Here is a 21,464-nt window from a genome sequence, read left to right as displayed (position 1 = left end):
GCAGCACCAACGTCCTCTCGCACCCCCCTCCGTTTCACAGGAGTCACACAGGTACCTCCCGGGTTGCACACTTGAACACCGCATTCCGGATGACTGTCGCTGCCGGAGTTGCTTTCACGCCAGGCCGACATAGCTCCTGTTCTCGCCCCTTGACCGGCATGAACATGCTGCGCGAGAGTGGCCGGGCCGTGGGCGAATGGACCAGACCAAACATCCGCCCACCGGGTGACGTCGCGCGTCGGGGGGCGCGCCCAGGTGCTGATCCGCCTCCCGGACGCGTTCGCTCCAAAGAGGGGGAAGCTCTTTGCGTTTCGCCAGATCCGCCGCCGCTACAGCTGCCACCGTCGCAGCCCTGGCCGCCGGCGTTCTCACCGCAGTACCCGCCTACGCCGTGACCTCATACGTGCACAACGACTGCACGTCCAGTGACAGGGGCCATCCGAACCACTGTTTCCGGATCCACTTCAACTCGCGGTCGGAGACCACGACTCAGTCGGACAGCGCCTGCTTCGCAACCCGCCGTGATCGCTCCAGTGAGTTCGGTTACACGGTTAACGGGGGCGCGGTCGTCGTCCGGTTCGTCTTCGATGACTTTCCCTCTGAGGTGTACGGCGGGATGCCTTACCCGTGCGGTCACTACAAGGGGGACGGCGACGGGCAGGGCGTGGAAAACAATGCCGCATCCGCGTGGAACCAGGACCCCTATGCCGCGTACTCGGTGTATTCCGAGGACGGCTACGGCGGGGAGAACCAGTGGTTTCCCAAGGCCGACGGCTACGCCCGAAACCTGGGCTCCGGTATCAAGAACCACAACGGTTCTCACAAGAGGTATGCCTGATGCGACAGACCCGACCCCTCGTGCTCGCCGCCACCGGCGCGGTCCTCGCCCTCACGGCGGCCTGCGGCGCCAACTCGGTTGCCGACAAGAGTGCTGGAAGCCAGCAGAAGATGAAGACGGTGGCGATGCAGCTGCCGGATGCGAAGGTCCGCGCCAGCTGGCCCAAGCAGGACGTGGCCTCCGGACTGGCCAAAGGCATGCGGCTTCCGCTGGAGAAGTACATGCTCGGCTATCCCGACATGGTGGACATCGAGAACGCCAAGGACGTCGTCAAGTCGGCGTGTATGAAACGACTCGGGTTCTCCTACACGCCCAAACTGATGGGCACGCAGCCGGCGGCCTCCTACAACGAGATGAACATGGAACGCCGCTACGGCATCACCGATCCCGTGAAGGCCGCAGCCCACGGGTTCGCGGTGGCCCAGGACACCGGCGGGCCGAGCCAGGCGGACCAGGATGCCGAACTCGCGCGGGAGGACCAGGAGTCCTCGGCCGAGGGCTGGGACAAGGCGATGAACGAGACGTGCATCCCCGAGGCCAACCAGAAGGTGGGCGTGCTGTTTCCCACCGACACTGCCGGAGACCTCGCCGGGCAGTCCCTCAAGGCCACCCGCTCCCAGCCCGCGGTGCAGCGCGCCCTGGCGTCCTGGTCCTCCTGTATGGCAGGCCACGGACACCAGGTGAAGAGCCTGGACGACGCCGAGGGCCGGTTCGCCCAGCCCGGCAGGACCGGGGTCCAGCCTGAGAAGACAGAAGTGTCGACGGCCACCGATGACGTCGCCTGCAAGAGCACCGCCGGGCTGGTGTCCACCTGGTACGCGGCGGAAACCGCCTACCAGAACAAGCAGATCACGTCGCACAAACAGCAGCTGGAGGCTGCGAAGACCCGCGATGCCCTGCTGCTCAAGAAGGCACGTGCCGTCCTGGCGAGCGTCAGCACGACACGCTGAGCCGTCCTGCCGTCAGACATCAGAGGAGACGTGGTGGTGGCCAGGAGAACTGTCGTTGGCTGGATCGTGGCTGCCGCCGTCGTCTTCGGGGCGGCAGCCTGGCTCGCGCACCGCATGAATGCCGGCACCCAGCCGGACACCGGCTCGCCGCAGACCGTGAAGATCACGGACTCCGGCGTCCGGTACGAGCATGGCAAGCAGGTGTTCAGCGCCGACTACTCCATCCACAACGACGAGGGACACGCGGTCACTTTCACGGTGGTGTTCGACTTCGAGAACGGGACCACCCAGACCGTGACCAGGCGTATCAAGCCTGGCGTGTCCGTGCAGGGAACGGTCAGCACACCGTTCGAGAAGCCACGTCCCTCGGCCGATGGCACACCCTCCGAGGTACGTGTCGCCGACGTCAGCACCTCAGAGTGATCCACAACCCTGGCACCATGCTCGCCCAGACCGGCAGCCAGCAATAGGGGCCCGTTACCGGCCCCCTGAGTGGACCGCCTTGCCCCGCGCTCCTCCCGACCGGGGCAAGGCGGTTTCTGTATCCGGCACGAAAACCTCAAGCCACCGCCCATGTGATTCGCCCTTGCGCGCCCATGGGCGGGTCAAACCGTGCCCGCAGACCAGGGCACGGGCCAACCCATCGCACCAGAAATTCGGGGAACTTCTTTGAGATCCAGAAGACGATCACTCAAACCTTTGGCCGTCCTTGCAGTGTGTACGGCGCTGACGGGCGGCCTGCTGCAAGCCGTCCCGGCCACGGCAGCCCCTACCTCTCCAGGCGGTCACAGCCCTGCCACAAGCCCTGCTCCTTCGTCGTCTCTTGCCAGCCGGGTTGCCGATCCGGACCATAGCCTGGGCGGCGGGTGGAAGACATCCACGGACCGGGTGGTCACTGGCGTGGCTGACGCGACATCGTTCAAGATTCTTGTCGCGGACGAATCCGACGCGTACCAGTGGAAGACCGCCGCGGCCTTGTCCGAGCCGGGTATGCCGGCGGATTCGTGGATCGGCAACACGTGCGTGATGGACCGCGACCATGTGGCTGCTGTGTACGCGCCCCGGTCGTTCACGAACAAACCTGACCTGATGCAGGGCGGTGCCTTCACGGCGATCATCAACACCAGCACCGGTGACGTGACGAAGCTCCCGTTCACCGGGACGCTCGCCTACTTCGACCCGTCCTGCAACACCGTCACGCACACGGCCGCGTTCACGCAGTACCGCGAGATGAACGACGCATCGAAGGTGCGGACGCGTGTCATCACGGTGGACACTGCCGGCAAGACGCTCTACAAGAGCGGCGAGCTACGGGGGCAGGTTTCCTCTCCGGCTCCGGTCAACGACGGCGTGGTGGCCGGTCTGGGCCAGGACCTGGTGCAGGTCGGCAAGAACGGCCGGATCCGCAAGCTTGCCCACGGCGACAGCATTCCGTTCGACATCCGGCCCATGCCCGGCGGAAAGACCGGCTTCATGGACCGGAAGGGCACCACAACCGGCCAGGCAAAGGTGTTCACCGGGCACGGCAAACCGGAAATTGTGGCAGCCGGGCCGTTGGCAGACCTCGACCTGGTCTCCGGTACCGAGGGAAGCGTCTTCCTTACCGGGCGCCCTGGCACGGACCGGACGAAAGGCAGCGGCGTCAGCCGGCTGAACGTTCCGGCAGACACCGACGTCTCCTCCCACGGCCGGCTGGCCGTCGAGCCTGTACTCACGCCGGGAATCCGCGCCGGACTGACCCGCATCCAGGCCGCCGGAAAGGGCTTCACGAAGGTCGACGAGCCGCAGGCCGGTGTACGGAACCGGTCCGGGCAGGCTCCGCAGTCGGCGGTCGAGGACACCACCACGGTCATCAGGTCCACGGCCGTGGACACGGGGAGAAAGCTCACCCAGCACGTCACACTGGTCCAGCCGCGTTACGGGAACGTGCTCTCTCCGGCACTTGCCGGTTCGTCCCAACCGCGCGGTGTGAGCCGGGTGAAGGATGACGTCTCCAACGATCCCACGGATACCGACCGGTGGTGTTCCGTCTCCCGGAACGACATGAGCGTCCAGGCGTTGCAGCCGACGCCGAACCAGGTCGAGTGGGCCGTGGACATGGCGGTACGCAACCAGCTCCGCTCCCAGTGGATCACCCAGGGCGGCTGGCGTTCGCAGGCAGGTCTGGGCACGATCGACCCGCAGGGCCTGTTCCCGCGTCCCCAGCTGAACGGGGGAGGGCAGATCCCGGCGAACGTGATGCTGGGCATCCTGGCGCAGGAGTCCAACCTGTGGCAGGCCGAATCCGGTGCGATCCCCGGCCAGATGGGCAACCCGCTGGCAGCCGTGGACGGCTACTACGGGCATGACGCCAAGGACACCCTGCTGGGCTACTGGCGCATCAACTGGAACAAGTCCGACTGCGGATACGGTGTCGGCCAGGTCACCGACGGCATGCGGCTGAAGGGACACGAGAAGCCCAACGAGACCAGTCTCGACCCGAAGCTGCAGAAGGCGATCGCGATCGACTACGCGACGAACATCGCCGCGTCGATGAAGATCCTCGCCGACAAGTGGAACGAGGTCCACACCGACGGGCAGAAGGTCACCGTCAACAACGACAACGCGGCCAAGGTGGAGAACTGGTTCACCGCCGCCTGGAACTACAACCTCGGCTTCAACCCTAAGTCGGCCGCCTCGAAGAACGGCGGACACTGGGGCCTGGGCTGGTACAACAACCCGGCCAATCCCCTGTACAAGAAGGGTGCCTGGGACCACCCCTTCATGAACGTGGACCTGGACCCCGACAACATCACCGACGCAGCACACCCGCAGTACTGGCCGTACGAGGAGAAAGTGATGGGCTGGTCCGCCTGGTCCATCGACACCGGCTTCTCCTACGGCACCGACGGCCGGCAGGACTGGAAGGGCGATTCCGGATTCGCCACCGCCGGGTTCCGCCCCGCCTACTGGAACGGCCTGAACCTGCCCGCCACGGTGGAAGGCAGCGCGAAGTACAACCGGGCGCATGTCTCGCCACCGCTCGACGCGTTCTGCAACGCTCAGAACAACTGCAATCCGTCCAGCCCGGTCGACTGTCCGGACGAGGACTGCTACAAGCAGTTCTGGTGGAACCAGCCCAATGCCACCTGGAAGAAGGACTGCGACACCACCTGCGGCAACGAGAACATCAAATACGCGACCCTGCGTGCCGAGCCAGGGCGTGGTTACCGGCTCAAGAACGGCACGCCGGTATGCGGTACGCAGCCGGCGGGGTCCGACGTCGTGACCTCGATTCCGAACGGCACGGAGACCTGGTCGGACTGCGGGAAGGCGTCCTCCACGGGTCAGTTCCAGTTCACGTTCTATCCGGACTGGGACAAGCACTACGAGGCGAGGGCCGATCTGTACTCCATCGGCGGCGGAGACGGCGGGCACTTCTGGTACACCCACACCCGCAACGATGACCATCTGGGAGGCGACAACAACCGGATGACCATCAAGGGCGAGTGGACCGCCGGCAAGTCCTACGACCTGGCAGCTGTGTACGCGTACATCCCGGACACCGGCGCGCAGACCCGCAACGCCCAGTACACCATCAGCGGAGCCCAGGGCGGCCCCTACACTCGGGTCGTCGACCAGAACGCCAACAACGGCAAGTGGGTGCAACTCGGCGCCTACAAGTTCACCTCCACGCCGAAGGTGACCCTGACGAACTACAGCAAGACCGGCACCGGCGACGATGACATCGCGTGGAACTCCGTGGCGTTCAAGCCGATCAAGGGCACGTTTGTCCACCGCACCCTGACTGCCGCGTCGGTCTTCGACCCGAACCAGGAACTCGACCCTGGCTGGGCGGCAGGACAGCTCAACGTCAGTCCGCTGAAGTCGGAGGTGTCCCTGTACGACTGGGCCATGGGGCTTGCCTATCAAGGGCCGCGCTGGGACAACTCCCAGGCCGACACCAGGGGTCTGACGTATGAGGCGCGCTGCACCACGCCGCAGGCAGAGGGCGAGTGTACGGGGCAGAAGACCTGGGACGCGGCGGAGGAGTGGTACAAGGACATCAAGGCCGGCGGGTTCAAGCCCACTGCTGACGGGTCTGCTCCCGCGATGTCGGTTCCGGTGTGGATGGGCATGGCAAACCGGCGGCCCGATACGTCACTTCCGGCGTCGCAGGCGTTTCAGGACCCCAACAGCTACAAGATCAAGTCAGAGGTGGGGGTCACGTTCGTCATCGGCGAGGATGGGAAGATAGTCGACGGGAGTGTGGGCTCCAGCTACCAGGCCCGTGTCGGCAACGCGCACCTTCCGTACTTCGTCACCAAGATCATGAAGGCGATCGAGGCGGACTACGGGATCACGGCGCCGGACATCGACTACACCACACAGGACGCTCTCGAATACGGCAACGTCCAGGAAGCCCACCCGTACACGGACGGCGACACCCCCGGCCAGGCCTACTTCCCGCACTTCCGGGCCGCCCGCCTGGACAGCGCGAAGCAGTGCGTGGACTTCCGGGCCGTCGGCGGCGGCGTCCACGGCTACCGGTCGATGATCGCCCACAAGTACATCAACGACAATGTCAAGGCATGGGTGGACGAGATCAACTCCAGCCTCAAGACGAACTACGCGGTGCGTAACTTCGCTGGCGACGTCTACTCGATGTTCTTCAAGAACAGCGGCGACACCAACACGTTCGGCAGCCTGATTGGTAACGCTCCTCCCATCTGGCATGACATCGCCGGCGCGTTCTGCGCCGACGGCAGTATCAAGCCGATGCACCTGCAAGAGGACAAGGACATCGATCCGTCCAACGGGCTCGTCTTCCAGAGCTACATGCCCGACCTGTACGTGTACGTCGACGACAAGATGACCGACAACCTTGGCCGTCCGTCGAACCACCGGGTCCACGCAGGCGACTGGAAGGACTTCTCCAACATCCCAGGCATGGAGTCGGTCGACGGCAACGCGTATATGCGGTGCGACGCCAAGAACCGCGGCAGCGGCGGCAACCCATGGAACGTCAAGCCCCCCGTGCCGCTCATCGGAGACGGTCCCGGGAACCAGCCGTCTCTGGTCTTCCACTGCGACGACCCCATCAACGAGTTCGGCGTCAACCTCACGCACTAGTGTGTAGAGCTGCTCTCCTCCCTTCGTAAGCTCGGGAAGGAGACCTTCCCCCACCTTGCGGTGGTGGGCGTAGGAGGGGGGAGAAACCTCCCCCCTCCAACTTCCAGAGAAAATGGTGTGCACTGTGGGCGGATATGGTGGAATATATGTCTATGTCTTTTTCTTTCTCCTCTATATCGCGCTGGTGTCCTGCTTGTGCGTGAAAGCTGCGGAGAACACATCCTGGAAAATGTCCATGGCGGTCGCATCGGGAGGCATATTCCTGCCGTTCGCACTGTTCTGCGTGCTCTTTCCAGGCATGCTTTTTGTGCTTGCCTACCTTGTCATGGTCGTCATGCTGGCCACTAAGGCCGGGTCCAAGGGGGCGGTGGCGAGAGGAATGGTGATCACCGCAGTAGGAATCCTCCTGCCGATCAGCCTCCCATTCGCTGGATTCCTGGTCTAGCCTCCGCGCTTTCATGAAGCGGGCTGTCCGGCAAGTGGTCAGGACGAGGTCGAAGCCGAAGAGGCCCTCGCCCTTGGCCAGCTGCTCGTCGAGATGGGCACCGACGCTGACCGGCCGACGCTGACCGGACCGGCCGGCGCCGAGGCCCGGCTCGCTGAGCTCGCACATCCGCCGACCCTGGCGAACATCCGGCCATGGCTGACTGCCAGCCCCTGGCCTGCCGCAACACCGCCCTCACCCTCGCCAACCTCCAGGCCCTGGCCGACGGCGACCACCTCGCCCCGTACATCCGCCACCGCCTGCAGGAACAGCACAGTGCCGCGGCCGTGTTCCTCGCCCGCCACGATCCGGAGCCCGCCGAGTGAAACGTGCTCTGCCCGACGCCGACACCGTCAAGGCCGCCATCGACACCATTGTGGCCGCAGGGACGGTGTTCCTTCAGTTGGCAGTCCCCAGGGTCAAGCACGGTCGCGTCGGATCAATGCACCGTAGGCACCGAAGTTCGGAACCGACTCCCAGTTGCTGGTGACGTCAATGCCGTGACGGCTTTCCTCGGATTCCTCGCCATCGACCTCCACTATGCGCCGGATGATGCCATCGATGGTGAACCCGTAGGATTCCACGCGTTCCGCGTCTGCATATCCACCGCGCTCCTGTGAATCGCCGTAATCGTATGAAGTCGCTGTCTCCAGGAACAGGGAGCCGTTGATAAGGGTGAAGGTGTAGTCAAGGGATTCGCGGCCGTGCTCATCCATGAAAATGACTGAGGTGTACCCGGTTTCCAGACGCATTTCCACGCGCAGCGTCGCGGCGGAGTGCTCATCGAGGGAGGCAACAGCGGTGTATAACTGGTCGGCTGTGTGCCTGGCTTGAGCCTGGTCCAGCGTCAGTGGGTTCATCGGCCTCTCGGTGAGGTTGTTCCACTGCTCGCAATACGTCCACATCATGGCTGATTCACCCCGTGCCCTCCGGTAGTTGAACGAAACCCATCTCGGCGTCGCCCGCAAGGCGGCGCGCCACCGCACGAGAGGGCCCGATCAGCCCCCCGAAGGGACGGCTGATCGAGCCGTATAGGTGAGTGCTCATCTCAGCGACGCAGGCCCAACGCCTCCCACAGACTCGCCGTCGACACCTTCCGCGTCGATCCCAGCGAGATCGTCCCCGCCGGGAACTCATCCCTCTTGATCAACTCATATGCCTTGTCCGGCCCGATACCGAACGCCTTGGCGGCCGTCACCACGCTCACCGCAGCGGGCAATGCCAGCACCTCCTCCACTGACATGCCGCCACGCGAGCCAGAACCGTCACGCTCCGTAGCTGCAACCGCAGATGAGGACAAAGGTGGTCACATCCCTCTTCCCCGCGCCACCTGGCGGGAAGCATACGGCGCCCAAGGAAGCGTCTCCTTCGCTACAGCATGATCAGGGCACGTAAGGCATAACCCGGCACATTCAGGGGGATCCCACGTGTTCGACGGCAGCACCTACAAGCGATGCAAGTGCACCGAACCCAAGCTCGACGACGAAGGACAGCCCGTCCTCGACGCGAACGGCAAGCCCAAGAGGCGCGAACTGGGCTCCACCTGCCCCCTGCTCAAGAAACGCGATCACGGCACCTGGTACTACTAGGTCAAGCTCCCCGACGGCCCCGGCGGCAAGCGCCGACGCCCCCGCAAGGGCGGCTTCCTCACTCAGAACCAAGCCAAGGAAGCAGCACAGAAGCTGTGGGACCAGGCCCAGGGCGGCATCGCCGTCGACACCAAGGAAACCGTCTCCGAGTACCTCGACCGTTGGCACGCCAAGCGCGTCGACCTCAAACGCAAAACTCGCTTCGGCTACCGCGACTTCATCGACCGCATCTTCAAACCCGCCCTCGGCCACCTCGCACTCCGCGATCTCCGCGACCGCCACATCCAGGAGATGTTCCAGCAGATATGGGCCTTCAGCGAGATCAAGAAGGCCAACCAGGAAGCGGCCGAGCCGGCCAAAATCGAATGCGAGGCCGCCTACCTTGCCTGGAGACAGGCCCCCACCCCACGGCCGCCAGAACTTCGCCAGGCATGGGACCAGGCCCGCGCCGCCCTCAAGGAAGCCCGGGCCAAGCCCCGCCAGAACACAGGCCCCGCCTCGCAGAAGAGGTACCTCGACTGCCTCTCCGCCGCACTCGGTGGCGCGGTAACCGAAAGACTGATCACCCAGAACTGGGCCAAGCTCGTCGTCCTCCCCAAATATGAACGCCCCCAACCGCTCGTATGGACCGACGAGCGCGTAGCTCGCTGGCGCGAAACCGGCGAGAAGCCCGGACCCGTCATGGTCTGGATCCCCGAACAGACCGGCCAGTTCCTCGACGCAGCCGTCAACCACCCCATGTACATCATGTGGCACCTCATGGTCTACCGGGCACCGCGCCGCGGCGAGGCAACAGGCCTGTCCTGGACCGAACTCGACCTGACCAATGGCGTAGCACACGTCTCGGGGCAACTCGTCACCGACTCGAACTACAACATGTGGCAGGACACCCCCAAGAGCCGCAGCGGCCGTCGTGCCATCGCCCTCGACTACGCCACGCTGGCTCTGCTCACAGCCTGGCGCGACGTACAGAAGGCCCAACGCGTCGAATGGGAGGAGAAACACCGCCAAGACCCCACGAAGTACGGTCCGCACGTCGACTCCGGCTACGTCTACACCCGGCCCGACGGCCGCCCTCGCAACCCCCAAAACGTCTCACAGGCCTTCTGGAGATTCATCCAGCGCATCGGCCTCCCGCCGGTCCGCCTGCACGATCTGCGTCACTGCGCCGCATCCTCAGCCTGGCCGCCGGCCTGTCGATGAAGGCCATCCAAGCCCTGCTCGGCCACAGCAGCTACCAACTCACTGCCGATACCTACACCAGCCTGCTGCCACAGTTCGAACAGGCCGCCGCCAAAGCACCCCTTGACCTGGTACCACGCCGCAACGGCGTCGAGAAACCCACGGATGAGCAAGCCCTGGCAGCCAAGGCACACCCCATGCAACTCCCCGCCCCAGTCCACGACGAAGAAGGAATAGAGCAAGGGGCGACCACCGCCTCGGTCGACGAAGAAACAAGCGACCGGCATCTGCGCGTCGTACGCCCCGCCCCTCGCGACGAGGCGCTGGGCGCCGCCTGATCGCGCCGTCCCCCGTTTGTCCCCCTGCCACCAAGAGAGCCCCTCGGAGATCACTCCGAGGGGCTTTTCGTACCCTGTTTTGCCTGGTCAGAGCTAGTGTGCCCGGAGCATTCGATCTTGCAACACCCTCTTCATCGACGAGGGCTTCGGCAGCTTCGACGACCAGACCCTCGACGAGGTCCTCGACGTCCTGGACTCCCTGCGCGAACGCGACCGCAGCGTCGGGATCGTCAGCCATGTGGCCGACCTGCGGCGGCGGATCCATGCCCAGCTGGAGGTCGTGAAGGGGAGAACGGGGTCCGTGCTGCGGCAGCGGGGTGTCTGACCAGGTACCGGGTCAGCGGCCCAGTGCGCGTCGGGGCAGCGGTGAGGAGTACACGACGCTGGTGGTCACCGAGCCCAGCGCGCCGATCTTCCCGGAGATCTCCTCCAGGTGTGCCATGGAGCGGGCGGCGACCTTGATGACGAAGCAGTCGTCGCCCGTCACATGGTGCGCCTCCAGGATCTCGGGCGTCGCGGCCACCAGGTCGTGGAACGGCTTGTAGTTGCCGTTCGGGTAGCGCAGCCGTACGAACGCCAGGATTGCCAGCCCGAGCCGCTCGGGGTCCACGACCGCCGCGTACCCCTGGATCACGCCCGCCTCCTCCAGCCGGCGGACCCGTTCGGTGACGGCGCTCGGCGACATGGAGACGGCCCGTGCCAGCTCGGCGTAGCTGGCGCGCCCCTCCCGCTGGAGGACCTCGAGAATGCGCCAGTCGGTGGCGTCCGGGGAATACACGGTCATCCCGGATGGATAGCAGGGAAATCCCGGTGGGAACAAGGGGTGTGCCGTGGAATTCCTCTTCAGGGAGCGGGCTCGGGGCCGTAAATTTCCAGTCATGATCACCAAGACCACTCGGATCTCCGCGCATCCCGTCCTGCGCGTCGCGCCCGCCGCCCCCGCCGAGGCGGCCGCCTATTTCCGCGCGAGCCTGGCCTTCCACGCCGACGTCTCCGACGTGGCCGCCGCGCTCGCGGCCGGCGGCGACCCCGGCTTCGTCGTCGTGGACTCCCGCTCGACCGAGTCCTGGGACCAGGGCCACATCCCCGGCGCCGTCCACCTGCCCATCGCCCTCATCCCCGAACAGGCCGGGCAGCTTTTGGATATTGCCGTGCCGGTGGTGACGTACTGCTGGGGTCCGGGCTGCAACGGCGCCACCCGCGCCGCCCTCGCCCTCGCCGAACTCGGCTACCAGGTCAAGGAGATGCTCGGCGGCTTCGAGTACTGGGCGCGCGAGGGCTTCGCCTACGAGACCTGGCAGGGGCGTGAACAGCGCGACACCGACCGGCTGACCGCACCCGTCGAAGGCGAGTGCGGCTGCTGACCGGCGCCCGTGTAGGTTCTCTGCCCATGGCTCGATACGCGGATCCAGGCGCGCTGGAGTGGGTGGAATCGGGCGGCGGCCCGCTGATAGCCGTCCCGGAGACGGTGCTGCCGTTCTGGGCCGGCGCCGACAGCGAGGAACTCGACACCGACTACGACCGGGCGTGCGAGGTCGACGGGCCCATCGGTCTGCTGCCGGTCGGCGACAGCGCGGCCCTGGTGTTCGGCGACGAACCCGCCTCCACCTCGTACCTGCCGGACCACGACACCTTCGTACGGTGGTCCGCCGCCGACTCCGAGGCGGAACTCCTCGCCGGGGTGCCCGCCGCCCTGGACGCGGCGGTGTGGGGGAGCGAGGTGCGCTGGCGGGTGCCCGGTCCGGTGCTGCTGTTCGACTCGGCCTGGCCGGGCGACAGGGCCGGCCGTAGCGAACACCTCCGGGTGCCGCTGGAGGCGGGCACGTACGCCGTGCGTTCCGCGTACGTGCAGCCGGGACCGGAGACCTGGGTCGGGCTGGTCCAGCTCAGACGTGTCGCGCACTGACGGAGGTCAACGCAGGCCGTCGAAGGCGATGTTCAGATGCCGGGGGCCGCGCAGCACCGCGTTCTGCCGGTACGGCGGCGGGTCCTCGACCAGCCGGGGATTCTCCAGGCGCCGGGCCAGTTCGGCCAGGGCGATCTGGGTCTCGAGCCGGGCCAGCGGAGCGCCGAAGCAGCTGTGGATGCCGCTGCCGAAACCGAGATGCTGGATGTCCCCGCGGTCCGGGTCGAACCGATCGGGGTCCTTGAACCGCTCGGGGTCGCGGTTGCCGGCGGCCAGCACCAGCCAGATCCGCGAGCCCTTGGGGACGGTGACCCCGCGCACCTCGATGTCGGTGATGTTGGTGCGCTGCGGCACGATCTGTACCGGTGGCTCGTAGCGCAGCAGCTCCTCCACGATCCGCACCGACAGCGCCGGGTCCTGGCGCAGGCGCTGGAGGACGTCCGGGTGGCGCAGCAGGGTGAGCATGCCGTTCGTGATCAGGTTGACGGTCGTCTCGTGACCGGCGATCAGCAGCAGCACCGCGGTGCTGAGCACCTCCATCATCGTCATGGCACCGTCCGGACCCTGGCCGCTGACCAGGTCGGACAGCAGGTCGTCCTGGGGTTCCCTGGTGCGCTGCTCGACCAGCTCGGCCAGGTACATCCCGAGCTGCATCCGCGCTTCCTGCGCCCGCTTCACGAACTCGGGGTCGGGGTTCTCGCGGGCCTCCGGGTCCAGGCTGGCGACCAGCGGGTCCACCCAGGCGCGGAACCGGGGCTCGTCCTCCCGGGGCACCCCGAGCAGCCGGCAGATCACCGTCACCGGGAAGGGATAGGCGAACTGGTCGACCAGGTCGATCTGCCGCGCGTCTCCGAAGCCGTCGATGAGCCCGGCGACGACGGCCGCCATGTCGCCCCGCATGTTCTCGACCCGGCGCGGCCGGTGCGGCGGCCCGAAGGCACTGTTGGCGATGCGCCGCAGCCGGTCGTGCTCCGGCGGGTCGAGCCGCAGGAAGGACGGCGGCAGTCCCCCCGTCTCCTCCGACTGGGCCAGCGGGTCCTCCCCGGCGGCTGCGAGGTTGGCGGAGTCGGAGCTGACCCGGGGATCGTGCAGCAGGGCCTCGATGTCGTAGTACGAGCTGAAGACGTACGGGCCGCCCTCCTCCTCGTGCAGGACCGGGGTCTTGCGCAGCTCCTCGTACAGCGGGTACGGGTTGGCGCGGTTGGCGAAGTCGGTGATCTGACGGAACAGCGAGGCCTGCGTCATGACAAGTCCTTGGAACGTCGGCGTCGGGCGGCGGTCAGTGCCGGACGGGGTGGAAGACCAGCTGCTGGTCGGCCGGTGAGTAGCCGCTGAGGGTCACGGTGGGGCCGTGGGTGGGCAGCGACGGGTCGGGGAAGTCGGCCGCCACCGGCTGCCTGCCCTCGGGACGGCGGTCCATCGTCGGGTAGTCCACCGGGAACGGCGCGCCCCGCTCGATCTGCCGTGCGTAGAACTCCAGCCACCGGGTGTTGTCGAAGGTCACGGCGGCGATGACGCGGCCCTGGTAGCCGTACACGCCGACGAACCGGCGCTCGGCGGGCGAACCCTGCGTGATCATGAGCTGCTCGCCCATGGGCGGCACGCCCACCGACTTGATGTTCACGCCGAACATCGACGACCAGAAGGCGGGCATCCACAGGTGCGGCCGCCGGTCGGCGCCGGGGCAGATCATGTTGTGCGCGGCCGTCTCCGCCTGCGCGACGGCATTGCCCCAGTGCTCCAGCGAGAGGAACTGGTAGCCGAACAGCGCGTGCGGGGAGCGCGCGACGTCACCCGCCACGAAGACGTCGTCGGTGACGATGCCCCGGAAGTCGAAGGCGCGGCAGCCCGCGTCACAGGCGATGCCGCGGGGCCCGGCGCCCAGCCCCGACCCGGCCAGCCAGTCGGTGTTGCGCAGCGAGCCCAGCGAGACCACGACCACGTCCGCCTCGACGACGCTCTCGTCGGACAGGTGGACCGCCCGCACCCTGCCCACCGAGTCGCCCTCCAGCGAGGTCACCGTGACACGCGTGCGCAGGTCCACGCCGTTCTCGGTCTGCAGGTCGGCGGCGACGGCGCCGATGACGCCGCCGAGCGCGCCCACCAGCGGCGCGCCCGCCCGTTCCGCCACGGTGACGGGGATGCCCATCTCCCGGCAGGCAGAGGCGATCTCCGAACCGGCGAATCCGGCGCCGATCACGAACACCCGGCGCGGCCCGGCCTTCAGCCGCCGGTACAGATCGGCCGCGTCGTCCCGGGTCCGCAGCAGGCAGACGCCGTCCAGCCGGGCTTCCTCCTCCTTCGGCCAGGGCCGGGCCCGCACGCCGGTCGCGATGAGCAGCCGGTCGTACTCCACCTCGTCCCCGTCGGCCAGCCGGACCCGCTTGGCCGTCATGTCCAGACCGGTCGCCGGGACACCGAGCCGCCACTTGGCGTCGATCTCCCGGCGGTGCGGCAGCTCGGTGTGGTGCGGGGACGCCATCCCCAGCAGGACCGACTTGGACAGCGGGGGCCGGTCGTACGGCTCGTACGGCTCGTCACCGACCAGGGTCAGCTCGCCGGCGAAGCCCTCGGCGCGCAGGGTCTCGGCGGCCCGCAGGCCGGCCAGCGAGGCGCCGACGATCACGATCCGGCCTTCGCGCCTGAGCCGGCCGAGGTAGTCAGTGACCATCCGACGCCTCCTTAACGCCTCCCGTGTCTCTCTTGTCTCCGGTGCCTCCCGTGTCTCCCTTGTCCTCCAGCCCGTCCGCGGTGATGGCCTGCACCGGGCAGGCGGCGACGGCGCGCGCCAGCCGTTCCCGCTGTTCCTCGGGGGCGTGCGGGTTGTAGATCAGCGCCTCGTCGCCGTGCATGGCGAAGACGTCGGGCGCGAGGAACGCGCACTGGGCGTAGCCCTGACATTTGTTGAGATCGACGACGAGCCGCATCGGCGCTCCGCCTTCCCGATGGCCAGGTCCGGTGGCGCCGGCCGAGTCGCGCGGCATCCCCGGACGGCGGTCATGTCCCGTTTGTCAGCATGAGGGCGGTACGGCCGCCTCGCCCGTCGGGCATGCCCATTCGAGCTCATGGACCCTTCCCCATGGACCCCTTCGCGTCACGGGTGCCGGCGCACTCCGTCCGTCACGCGTCCACCGCGGTACGGGGGCGGGCGCGCCCGCTCGCCACGAGGATGTACCCGCTGATCAGCAGCGACCAGGCGGGGAAGACGAGTTCCGCCCAGGGCACGTTGGACGCGACGAAGAGCAGGACGAGGGCGGTCAGGAGGCCCAGGATCGTCAGCGGGCGCGGCAGGACGCCCAGGCGGTGGCCGATCACCGACAGGGAGGAGACGAAGACGGCCGCCATCCGCATGGCGTACTCCGTCATCAGCGTGTACGCGACATGACGGCCGAAGTCCCAGGAGGCCGGCGCCGGCGCCGGCTCGGTGGGGTGGGCGACCGCGAGGACGGCGCTCGCGGCGGCCGCGGCGCCGAACAGTGTGGCGGTGAAGACGAGTCCGCTGCCGAGGAGGACCGTGGCGAGGAACTTGTCCTCGCGCGCACCGAGGTGCGCCCGTACGGCGCCCATGAACCACAGGAAGAAGATCCCGGCGAACGGCACGAGCGCGAGGGCCGAACGGACCGCGTCACGGCGCGCGGGGTCCGTGAATCCCCGCGCGGTGACCGCGTTGGCTCCTTCGGGAATGCCCAGCCGGATCAGGACGATCGCCGCGCTGATCAGCAGCGCGAACGCGACACCCGCCAGCCCGGCGGCCCGCGGCGCCTCCAGCGCCCGCTGCCCCTTCTGCCGCATCCCGTCCCACCTCCTCCGCGCCGCCTCCGGCACCAGCTTCGGCCCCCGCACCACTCACGCCACCGGGGACGGCCGGACGGCCGAGCGACCGACGGTCCGACGGGACGGGCCGTGACGACTACGACCCCGGGCCGCTACGGCACTGCCTGCGGCCCCGGACCGCCGGCCCGGGCGGGGTGCGCGTGCGGTCGTGGGCCGAGTCGGCTCGGCGGCGCCGCAATCGCTCGCGTCAGGATCGGCTGTCACCGAGAGCGCGGACGCGCCTGGACCCGGCCCCCCGCGCCGTCGGACCCGGAACAGCCTCGGATCCGGTCGCCCAGCCCCTGCTCATCAATGCCTTCGCCCCGCGCGCCCCCGCTCGCAATGCTCCCCTCTCAACGCCCGTGCCCTCCCCTCGCAACGCCCTCGCTCCGCTCGCAACGCGCCCGGCACGTGCCGGCCCGCACCCGGCGCCCTCGCTCCGCGCCCCGCTCCGGACCGGCTTGCCCCGTCCCCCCATCGCGACGCGCCCGGACCCGCTCGTGACGCGATCGACCCGCACGAATTCGCTCGCGCCGAGCTCCCTCGCCCCCTAAGGTGATCCGCCATGCCCGCGAACGAGCTCCCCGCCCCGGAAGTCCTGCGGCGCGACCCATTGCCCCTGTGCGGTCGTACCGCCCTTGTCACGGGGGCGAGTCGGCGGGCCGGGATCGGGCATGCGGTGGCGCGGCGGTTGGCGGCGTACGGGGCGAGTGTGTATCTGCATCACCATGTGCCGCACGACGCCGCCATGCCGTGGGGTGCCGACAGCCCCGAGGCCGTCGTCGGCTCCGTGCGTGCCGTGCTGGGAGATGCAGGGGCCCGCGTCGTCTCCGGACCCGGCGACCTCGCCGACCCGGCGGAACCGGCGCGGCTGATCGACTCGGTCGTCGGTGAGTTCGGCCGGCTGGACATCCTCGTCGCCAACCACGCCCTCAGCGGCTCGGACGGTACCCTGGACGAGATCGACACGGCGATGCTCGACGCGCACTGGGCCGTCGACACCCGCTCGGTCCTGCTGCTCGTCCAGGCCTACGCCCGCTCGCGCGCCCTGCTGCCCGAGGGCACTCCCGGCGGGCGGGTGGTGTTGATGACCTCCGGACAGGACCTCGGCGGCGGCATGCCGGGCGAGATCGCCTACGCCCTCCAGAAGGGCGCCCTCGCCTCGATCACCCGCTCCCTGGCCGGCCCGCTGGCCGAGCACGGCATCACGGTGAACGCCGTCAACCCCGGCCCGGTGGACACCGGTTACGCCACCGGCGAGGCCCATGCCGCCGTCGCTGCCCGCTTTCCCGGCGGACGCTGGGGCCTCCCCGACGACCCGGCCCGCCTCATCGCGTGGCTGGCCACCGACGAGGCCGGCTGGATCACCGGGGAGGTCATCAACTCGGAAGGCGGATTCCGGCGCTGACGCCGGCGGTCAGAGCCGGGCCAGCTCGTCCACCAGGTCGTCCAGGCCCAGCGAACCCTGCGACAGCGCCGCCATGTGCCAGGCCTTCAGGTCGAACGCCTCGCCGTGCCGCTCGCGCGCCTTCTCCCGGCCCAGCAGCCAGGCCCGCTCACCGAGCTTGTAGCCGATCGCCTGACCCGGAATCGTCAGATACCGGGTCAGCTCGCTCTCCACGAAGTCCGCCGGCCGGCTGCTGTGCGAACCGAAGAACTCCTGCGCCAGCTCCGGCGTCCACCGCTCACCGGGGTGGAACGGCGAGTCGGCGGGAATCTCCAGCTCCAGGTGCATGCCGATGTCCACGATCACCCGCGCCGCCCGCATCATCTGCGCGTCCAGATAGCCGAGCCGCTCCTCGGGGTTCGTGAGGTAGCCCAGTTCGTCCATCAGCCGCTCCGCGTACAGCGCCCAGCCCTCGGCGTTGGCGCTGACCCCGCCGATCGTCGCCTGGTAGCGGGAGAGGTTCCCGGCCACGTGCGCCCACTGCGCGAGCTGGAGGTGATGCCCGGGCACGCCCTCGTGGTACCAGGTCGAGACCAGGTCGTAGACCGGGAAGCGGGTCTGGCCCATGGTGGGCAGCCAGGTGCGGCCGGGGCGGGAGAAGTCCTCCGACGGTGCCGTGTAGTAGGGGGCCGCCGCACCGCCGGGCGGGGCGATGCGCGACTCCACCTTCCGCACCCGTTCGGCGAGTTCGAAGTGTGTGCCGTCCAGGTCCTCGATGGCCTTGTCCATCAGGCCCTGCAGCCACTCCCGGACCTCCTCCACGCCCTCGATGTGCCGGCCGTGCTCGTCGAGGTACGCGAGCGCCACCCACGGGGTCTCGGCGCCGGGCAGGATCTTCTCCGCCTCCAGCTTCATCTCGCCGAGGATCCGGTGGAACTCCGCCCAGCCGTACGCGTACGCCTCGTCCAGGTCGAGGTCGGTGCCGTTGAAGTAGCGGGACCAGCGCGCGTACCGCTCGCGGCCCACCGTGTTCGGGGCGCCCTCGATCGCCGGCGCGTACACGTCCCGCAGCCAGTCCCGCAGCTCCACCAGGGCACCGGTCGCCGCGCGGGCCGCCTCGTCCAGCTCCGCGCGCAGCGCCTGGGGCCCGGCGGCGGCGAAGTCCTCGTACCAGCCGCGGCCCTTGCCGTCCGTGTCCGTCCACTCGGTGAGCTGCTCGATGTACGTCGCCGTCGGCCGCGGCGCCGCGAACAGGTTGCGGTCCAGGCCGAGTTGCAGCGACTCGCGGTAGCCCGCCAGCGCTCCCGGCACCGCGCGCAGCCGCTCGGCGATCGCCGCCCAGTCCTCGTCCGTCTGGGACGGCGTGACCGTGAAGATGTCCCGTACCGAGTGGCCCGGCGTGGCCATGTTGCCGACCGCGCGCAGGTGCTCGTCGGCCTCGTGCACGGCGAGCTCCGCGGTCAGCCGCTCCCGCAGCAGCCGCCCGCAGCGCCGTTCCGCGTCACTGTCCGCCCCCGGCTGCCGCTCGGCCTCGTCCAGCTTCGCCAGCGTGGTCCGCGCCAGCTCCGCGAGGGCCGCCTGGCCCGCGGGCGAGTAGTCGGGCAGCCGGCTCGAACTCTCCTTCACACCGAGGTAGGTACCGGTGACCGGGTCGAGGGCGATGAGGTCGTCCACGTACGCGTCTGCCACCTGGCGGGGCAGCGGGCTCTTGGTCTCAGACATGGGCCCATCCTCGTACGAGAAGGATCACGCCGTCACCCACGTATGGCGGGATTCAGCTCTGGGCGTGGCCGGGTGGCAGCAGTGGCCCGCACTCCCACTGCTGGAAGATCAACCGGGTCTCCACCCGGGCCACCTCGCGCCGCGCGGTGAACTCGTCGAGCACCAGCCGCTGCAGATCGGCCATGTCCGCGACGGCCACATGCACCAGGTAGTCGTCCGGGCCGGTCAGATGGAACACCGTCCGCGTCTCGGGCAGTGCCCGGATCCGCTCCACGAACGGTCCGACCAGCTCCCTGCGGTGCGGCCGTACCTGCACCGACAGCAGCGCCTGGAGCCCGCGCCCCAGCTTGGCCGGATCCAGTCGCAGTTGGTGGCCCAGGATCACGCCGGAGCGGCGCAGCCGGGTCACCCGGTCAAGGCAGGTCGACGGCGCCACGCCCACCTGCGTGGCCAGATCACGGTAGGTGGTCCGGGCGTCGTTCTGCAGCAGTCGCAGCAGATGGAGATCCACCGGATCCAGTACGACAGATTCGGCCATGGGCCGAACGTAGCACGGTGTTCGAATCCGGTGAACCGTTCACTGTTCACCCTTCCGCGCATGGACACAGCGAGCACCGGTGCCTACGACGGCGTACGCACCGCAACGAGAGCCCCGGCCACGGAAGCCGTGCACGCCGGCCGCGACGATCTCGCCCGCCAGGGCCTGCACGCCCCGCCGATCGACCTGTCGACCACCTACCCCTCGTACGACAGCCGCGGTGAGGCCGCCCGCATCGACGCCTTCGCCACCGACGGCGCCGACCCGGTCGGACCGCCCGTCTACGGCCGTCTGGGCAACCCGACCGTCGCCCGCTTCGAGACCGCCCTGGCCCGCCTGGAGGGCACCGAGTCCGCGGTCGCCTTCGCCAGCGGGATGGCGGCGCTCAGCGCGGTCCTGCTGGCTCGTTCGGCGATGGGCCTCCGCCATGTGGTGGCGGTACGGCCCCTGTACGGCTGCAGCGACCATCTGCTGACCGCGGGACTGCTCGGCACCGAGGTCACCTGGACCGATCCGGCCGGCATCGCCGACGCGCTGCGCCCGGACACCGGCCTGGTGATGGTGGAGTCCCCGGCCAACCCGACCCTCGCCGAGGTCGACCTGCGGGCCGTCGCGCACGCCTGCGGTTCGGTCCCGCTGCTCGCCGACAACACCTTCGCCACGCCCGTGCTGCAACGCCCGGCCGAGCACGGCGCCCGCCTGGTGCTGCACAGCGCCACCAAGTACCTCGGCGGTCACGGCGATGTGCTGGCCGGAGTGGTCGCCTGCGACGAGGAGTTCGCCGGGCGGCTACGGCAGATACGGTTCGCCACGGGTGGCGTCCTGCATCCGCTGGCCGGCTATCTGCTGCTGAGGGGACTGTCCACGCTCCCGGTCCGGGTGCGGGCCGCGTCCGCCAACGCCGCCGAACTGGCCGGTCGGCTCGCGGCCGACCCGCGCGTGGCTCGCGTCCACTATCCGCGCATCGGCGGTGCCATGATCGCCTTCGAGGTCGACGGTGATCCGCACGAGGTCATCTCCCGGGTCCGGCTCGTCACCCCGGCGGTGAGCCTCGGCAGCGTCGACACGCTCATCCAGCACCCCGCTTCCATCAGCCACCGCATCGTCGACGCCGACGACCGGCGAGGTGCGGGGGTGAGCGACCGGCTGCTGCGCTTGTCGGTGGGGCTGGAGGACGTGGACGATCTCTGGTCCGACCTCGACCAGGCATTGGGCGAGCCCGTCCGAACCCCGCTGCCGCTGCGGGAGGCGGTGCGCTGAGTGGCGGCGGCCGGTGGGGGCGCGGTTGAGTTGGGGTGAGCGGGGGTGCGTGGGGTGAGTGGGGCACCGCCGGACACCGCCGTTGCGGCTGGGCGCCGCTGCGGCAGCTTCATGACGCGGCCGGCTTCAGAGGGCGCCCCGGATCCGGCCGCAGATCCCGGCCTCGGCCGTCGGCTCAGGCCGTGGATGCAGATCCTGCCCCGGGGCAGCGGATCCCGGGTCCGGCCGTGAGTTTGGCCATGGTCGGCTTCGGACCTGAGTCCGGCCTCGGCCGTCGGCTCAGGCCGTGGATGCAGATCCTGCCGGGGGCAGCGGATCCCGGGTCCGGCCGTGAGTTTGGCCATG

21 protein-coding genes and 2 pseudogenes are annotated in these 21,464 nt (G+C 68.6%); 14 read left to right on the top strand and 9 right to left on the bottom strand.

Features of this window, described 5'->3' with window-relative positions:
* Window positions 1-304: 304 nt before the first annotated feature.
* From ACWDEN_RS17225 to ACWDEN_RS17200, 6 genes are all read left to right on the top strand, one after another.
* Window positions 305-838: a peptidase inhibitor family I36 protein gene (locus tag ACWDEN_RS17225; RefSeq protein WP_351613445.1), complete on the top strand. Its 534-nt coding sequence runs from the start codon at window positions 305-307 to the stop codon at window positions 836-838.
* Entirely contained in the window at window positions 838-1,788 is a 951-nt protein-coding gene (locus tag ACWDEN_RS17220) for a hypothetical protein (RefSeq protein WP_351613442.1), read from the top strand. The genes ACWDEN_RS17225 and ACWDEN_RS17220 overlap by 1 nt, the downstream gene beginning before the upstream one ends.
* A 36-nt stretch (window positions 1,789-1,824) precedes the next feature.
* Complete coding sequence (locus tag ACWDEN_RS17215) at window positions 1,825-2,211, top strand: hypothetical protein (RefSeq protein ID WP_450859555.1); 387 nt, start codon at window positions 1,825-1,827, stop codon at window positions 2,209-2,211.
* Between the two features lie 477 nt (window positions 2,212-2,688).
* Window positions 2,689-6,900, top strand: a complete 4,212-nt coding sequence (locus ACWDEN_RS17210) for a golvesin C-terminal-like domain-containing protein (protein ID WP_450859554.1) — start codon at window positions 2,689-2,691, stop codon at window positions 6,898-6,900.
* A 124-nt stretch (window positions 6,901-7,024) separates the two neighbouring features.
* Complete coding sequence (locus ACWDEN_RS17205; RefSeq protein ID WP_450859553.1) at window positions 7,025-7,345, top strand: hypothetical protein; 321 nt, start codon at window positions 7,025-7,027, stop codon at window positions 7,343-7,345.
* 194 nt (window positions 7,346-7,539) lie between these two features.
* Window positions 7,540-7,710, top strand: a complete 171-nt coding sequence (locus tag ACWDEN_RS17200; protein WP_351613433.1) for a hypothetical protein — start codon at window positions 7,540-7,542, stop codon at window positions 7,708-7,710.
* Window positions 7,711-7,803: 93 nt separating this feature from the next.
* On the opposite strand, the gene ACWDEN_RS17195 is transcribed toward ACWDEN_RS17200, so the two are convergent.
* Together ACWDEN_RS17195 and ACWDEN_RS17190 are read right to left on the bottom strand one after the other, a co-directional pair.
* The gene (locus ACWDEN_RS17195) at window positions 7,804-8,292 is read right to left on the bottom strand and encodes a hypothetical protein (RefSeq protein ID WP_450859552.1); all 489 of its coding nucleotides are present in this window, start codon (window positions 8,290-8,292) and stop codon (window positions 7,804-7,806) included.
* 140 nt (window positions 8,293-8,432) lie between these two features.
* Complete coding sequence (locus tag ACWDEN_RS17190; RefSeq protein ID WP_450859551.1) at window positions 8,433-8,627, bottom strand: DNA-binding protein; 195 nt, start codon at window positions 8,625-8,627, stop codon at window positions 8,433-8,435.
* Between the two features lie 439 nt (window positions 8,628-9,066).
* Between ACWDEN_RS17190 and ACWDEN_RS17185 the strand changes: the two are divergent.
* The 4 genes and pseudogenes from ACWDEN_RS17185 to ACWDEN_RS17170 form a co-directional block, all read left to right on the top strand.
* A pseudogene (locus ACWDEN_RS17185) lies at window positions 9,067-9,222 on the top strand (hypothetical protein); the annotation flags it as partial.
* Between the two features lie 42 nt (window positions 9,223-9,264).
* Entirely contained in the window at window positions 9,265-10,176 is a 912-nt protein-coding gene (locus ACWDEN_RS17180; protein WP_450859550.1) for a site-specific integrase, read from the top strand.
* Window positions 10,173-10,493: a hypothetical protein gene (locus tag ACWDEN_RS17175; RefSeq protein WP_450859549.1), complete on the top strand. Its 321-nt coding sequence runs from the start codon at window positions 10,173-10,175 to the stop codon at window positions 10,491-10,493. The genes ACWDEN_RS17180 and ACWDEN_RS17175 overlap by 4 nt, the downstream gene beginning before the upstream one ends.
* A gap of 121 nt (window positions 10,494-10,614) precedes the next feature.
* Window positions 10,615-10,818, top strand: a pseudogene (locus tag ACWDEN_RS17170) (SbcC/MukB-like Walker B domain-containing protein); the annotation flags it as partial.
* A 12-nt stretch (window positions 10,819-10,830) separates the two neighbouring features.
* Here ACWDEN_RS17170 and ACWDEN_RS17165 read toward each other — a convergent pair.
* Complete coding sequence (locus tag ACWDEN_RS17165; RefSeq protein ID WP_351613426.1) at window positions 10,831-11,277, bottom strand: Lrp/AsnC family transcriptional regulator; 447 nt, start codon at window positions 11,275-11,277, stop codon at window positions 10,831-10,833.
* Between the two features lie 94 nt (window positions 11,278-11,371).
* Between ACWDEN_RS17165 and ACWDEN_RS17160 the strand changes: the two genes are divergently transcribed.
* Together ACWDEN_RS17160 and ACWDEN_RS17155 are read left to right on the top strand one after the other, a co-directional pair.
* Window positions 11,372-11,857, top strand: coding sequence for a rhodanese-like domain-containing protein (locus ACWDEN_RS17160; protein WP_351613424.1), 486 nt, complete (start codon window positions 11,372-11,374; stop codon window positions 11,855-11,857).
* A gap of 26 nt (window positions 11,858-11,883) precedes the next feature.
* Window positions 11,884-12,399: an immunity 21 family protein gene (locus tag ACWDEN_RS17155; protein ID WP_351613421.1), complete on the top strand. Its 516-nt coding sequence runs from the start codon at window positions 11,884-11,886 to the stop codon at window positions 12,397-12,399.
* A gap of 6 nt (window positions 12,400-12,405) precedes the next feature.
* Here the strand turns inward: ACWDEN_RS17155 and ACWDEN_RS17150 are convergent, their stop codons facing one another.
* The 4 genes from ACWDEN_RS17150 to ACWDEN_RS17135 all read right to left on the bottom strand — a co-directional run bounded on the left by ACWDEN_RS17150 (window position 12,406) and on the right by ACWDEN_RS17135 (window position 16,191).
* The gene (locus tag ACWDEN_RS17150; protein WP_450859548.1) at window positions 12,406-13,644 is read right to left on the bottom strand and encodes a cytochrome P450; all 1,239 of its coding nucleotides are present in this window, start codon (window positions 13,642-13,644) and stop codon (window positions 12,406-12,408) included.
* 34 nt (window positions 13,645-13,678) lie between these two features.
* Window positions 13,679-15,070, bottom strand: a complete 1,392-nt coding sequence (locus ACWDEN_RS17145; RefSeq protein WP_450859547.1) for an NAD(P)/FAD-dependent oxidoreductase — start codon at window positions 15,068-15,070, stop codon at window positions 13,679-13,681.
* On the bottom strand, window positions 15,060-15,326 hold the full coding sequence (locus ACWDEN_RS17140; RefSeq protein WP_351613413.1) for a ferredoxin: 267 nt from the start codon (window positions 15,324-15,326) through the stop codon (window positions 15,060-15,062). Before ACWDEN_RS17140 ends, ACWDEN_RS17145 begins: the two co-directional genes overlap by 11 nt.
* 193 nt (window positions 15,327-15,519) lie before the next feature.
* On the bottom strand, window positions 15,520-16,191 hold the full coding sequence (locus ACWDEN_RS17135; protein ID WP_450859546.1) for a hypothetical protein: 672 nt from the start codon (window positions 16,189-16,191) through the stop codon (window positions 15,520-15,522).
* Window positions 16,192-16,777: 586 nt separating this feature from the next.
* Here ACWDEN_RS17135 and ACWDEN_RS17130 point away from each other — a divergent pair.
* Window positions 16,778-17,620, top strand: coding sequence for an SDR family oxidoreductase (locus ACWDEN_RS17130; protein WP_450859545.1), 843 nt, complete (start codon window positions 16,778-16,780; stop codon window positions 17,618-17,620).
* Between the two features lie 9 nt (window positions 17,621-17,629).
* Here ACWDEN_RS17130 and ACWDEN_RS17125 read toward each other — a convergent pair whose 3' ends face one another.
* Window positions 17,630-19,321 (bottom strand): DUF885 domain-containing protein, encoded by a 1,692-nt coding sequence (locus tag ACWDEN_RS17125; RefSeq protein WP_450859544.1) that lies wholly within the window; start codon window positions 19,319-19,321, stop codon window positions 17,630-17,632.
* Between the two features lie 52 nt (window positions 19,322-19,373).
* Window positions 19,374-19,859, bottom strand: a complete 486-nt coding sequence (locus tag ACWDEN_RS17120; RefSeq protein ID WP_351613406.1) for an Lrp/AsnC family transcriptional regulator — start codon at window positions 19,857-19,859, stop codon at window positions 19,374-19,376.
* A gap of 60 nt (window positions 19,860-19,919) precedes the next feature.
* On the opposite strand from ACWDEN_RS17120, the gene ACWDEN_RS17115 reads away from it, so the two are divergent.
* A complete protein-coding gene (locus tag ACWDEN_RS17115) occupies window positions 19,920-21,119 on the top strand; it encodes a trans-sulfuration enzyme family protein (RefSeq protein ID WP_450859543.1) in 1,200 nt (399 codons plus the stop codon).
* The last annotated feature ends 345 nt before the right edge of the window (window positions 21,120-21,464 follow it).

It is taken from the genome of Streptomyces sp. NPDC001153 (genome assembly GCF_053598315.1).
This window is presented reverse-complemented; position numbering and strand designations above follow the sequence as displayed.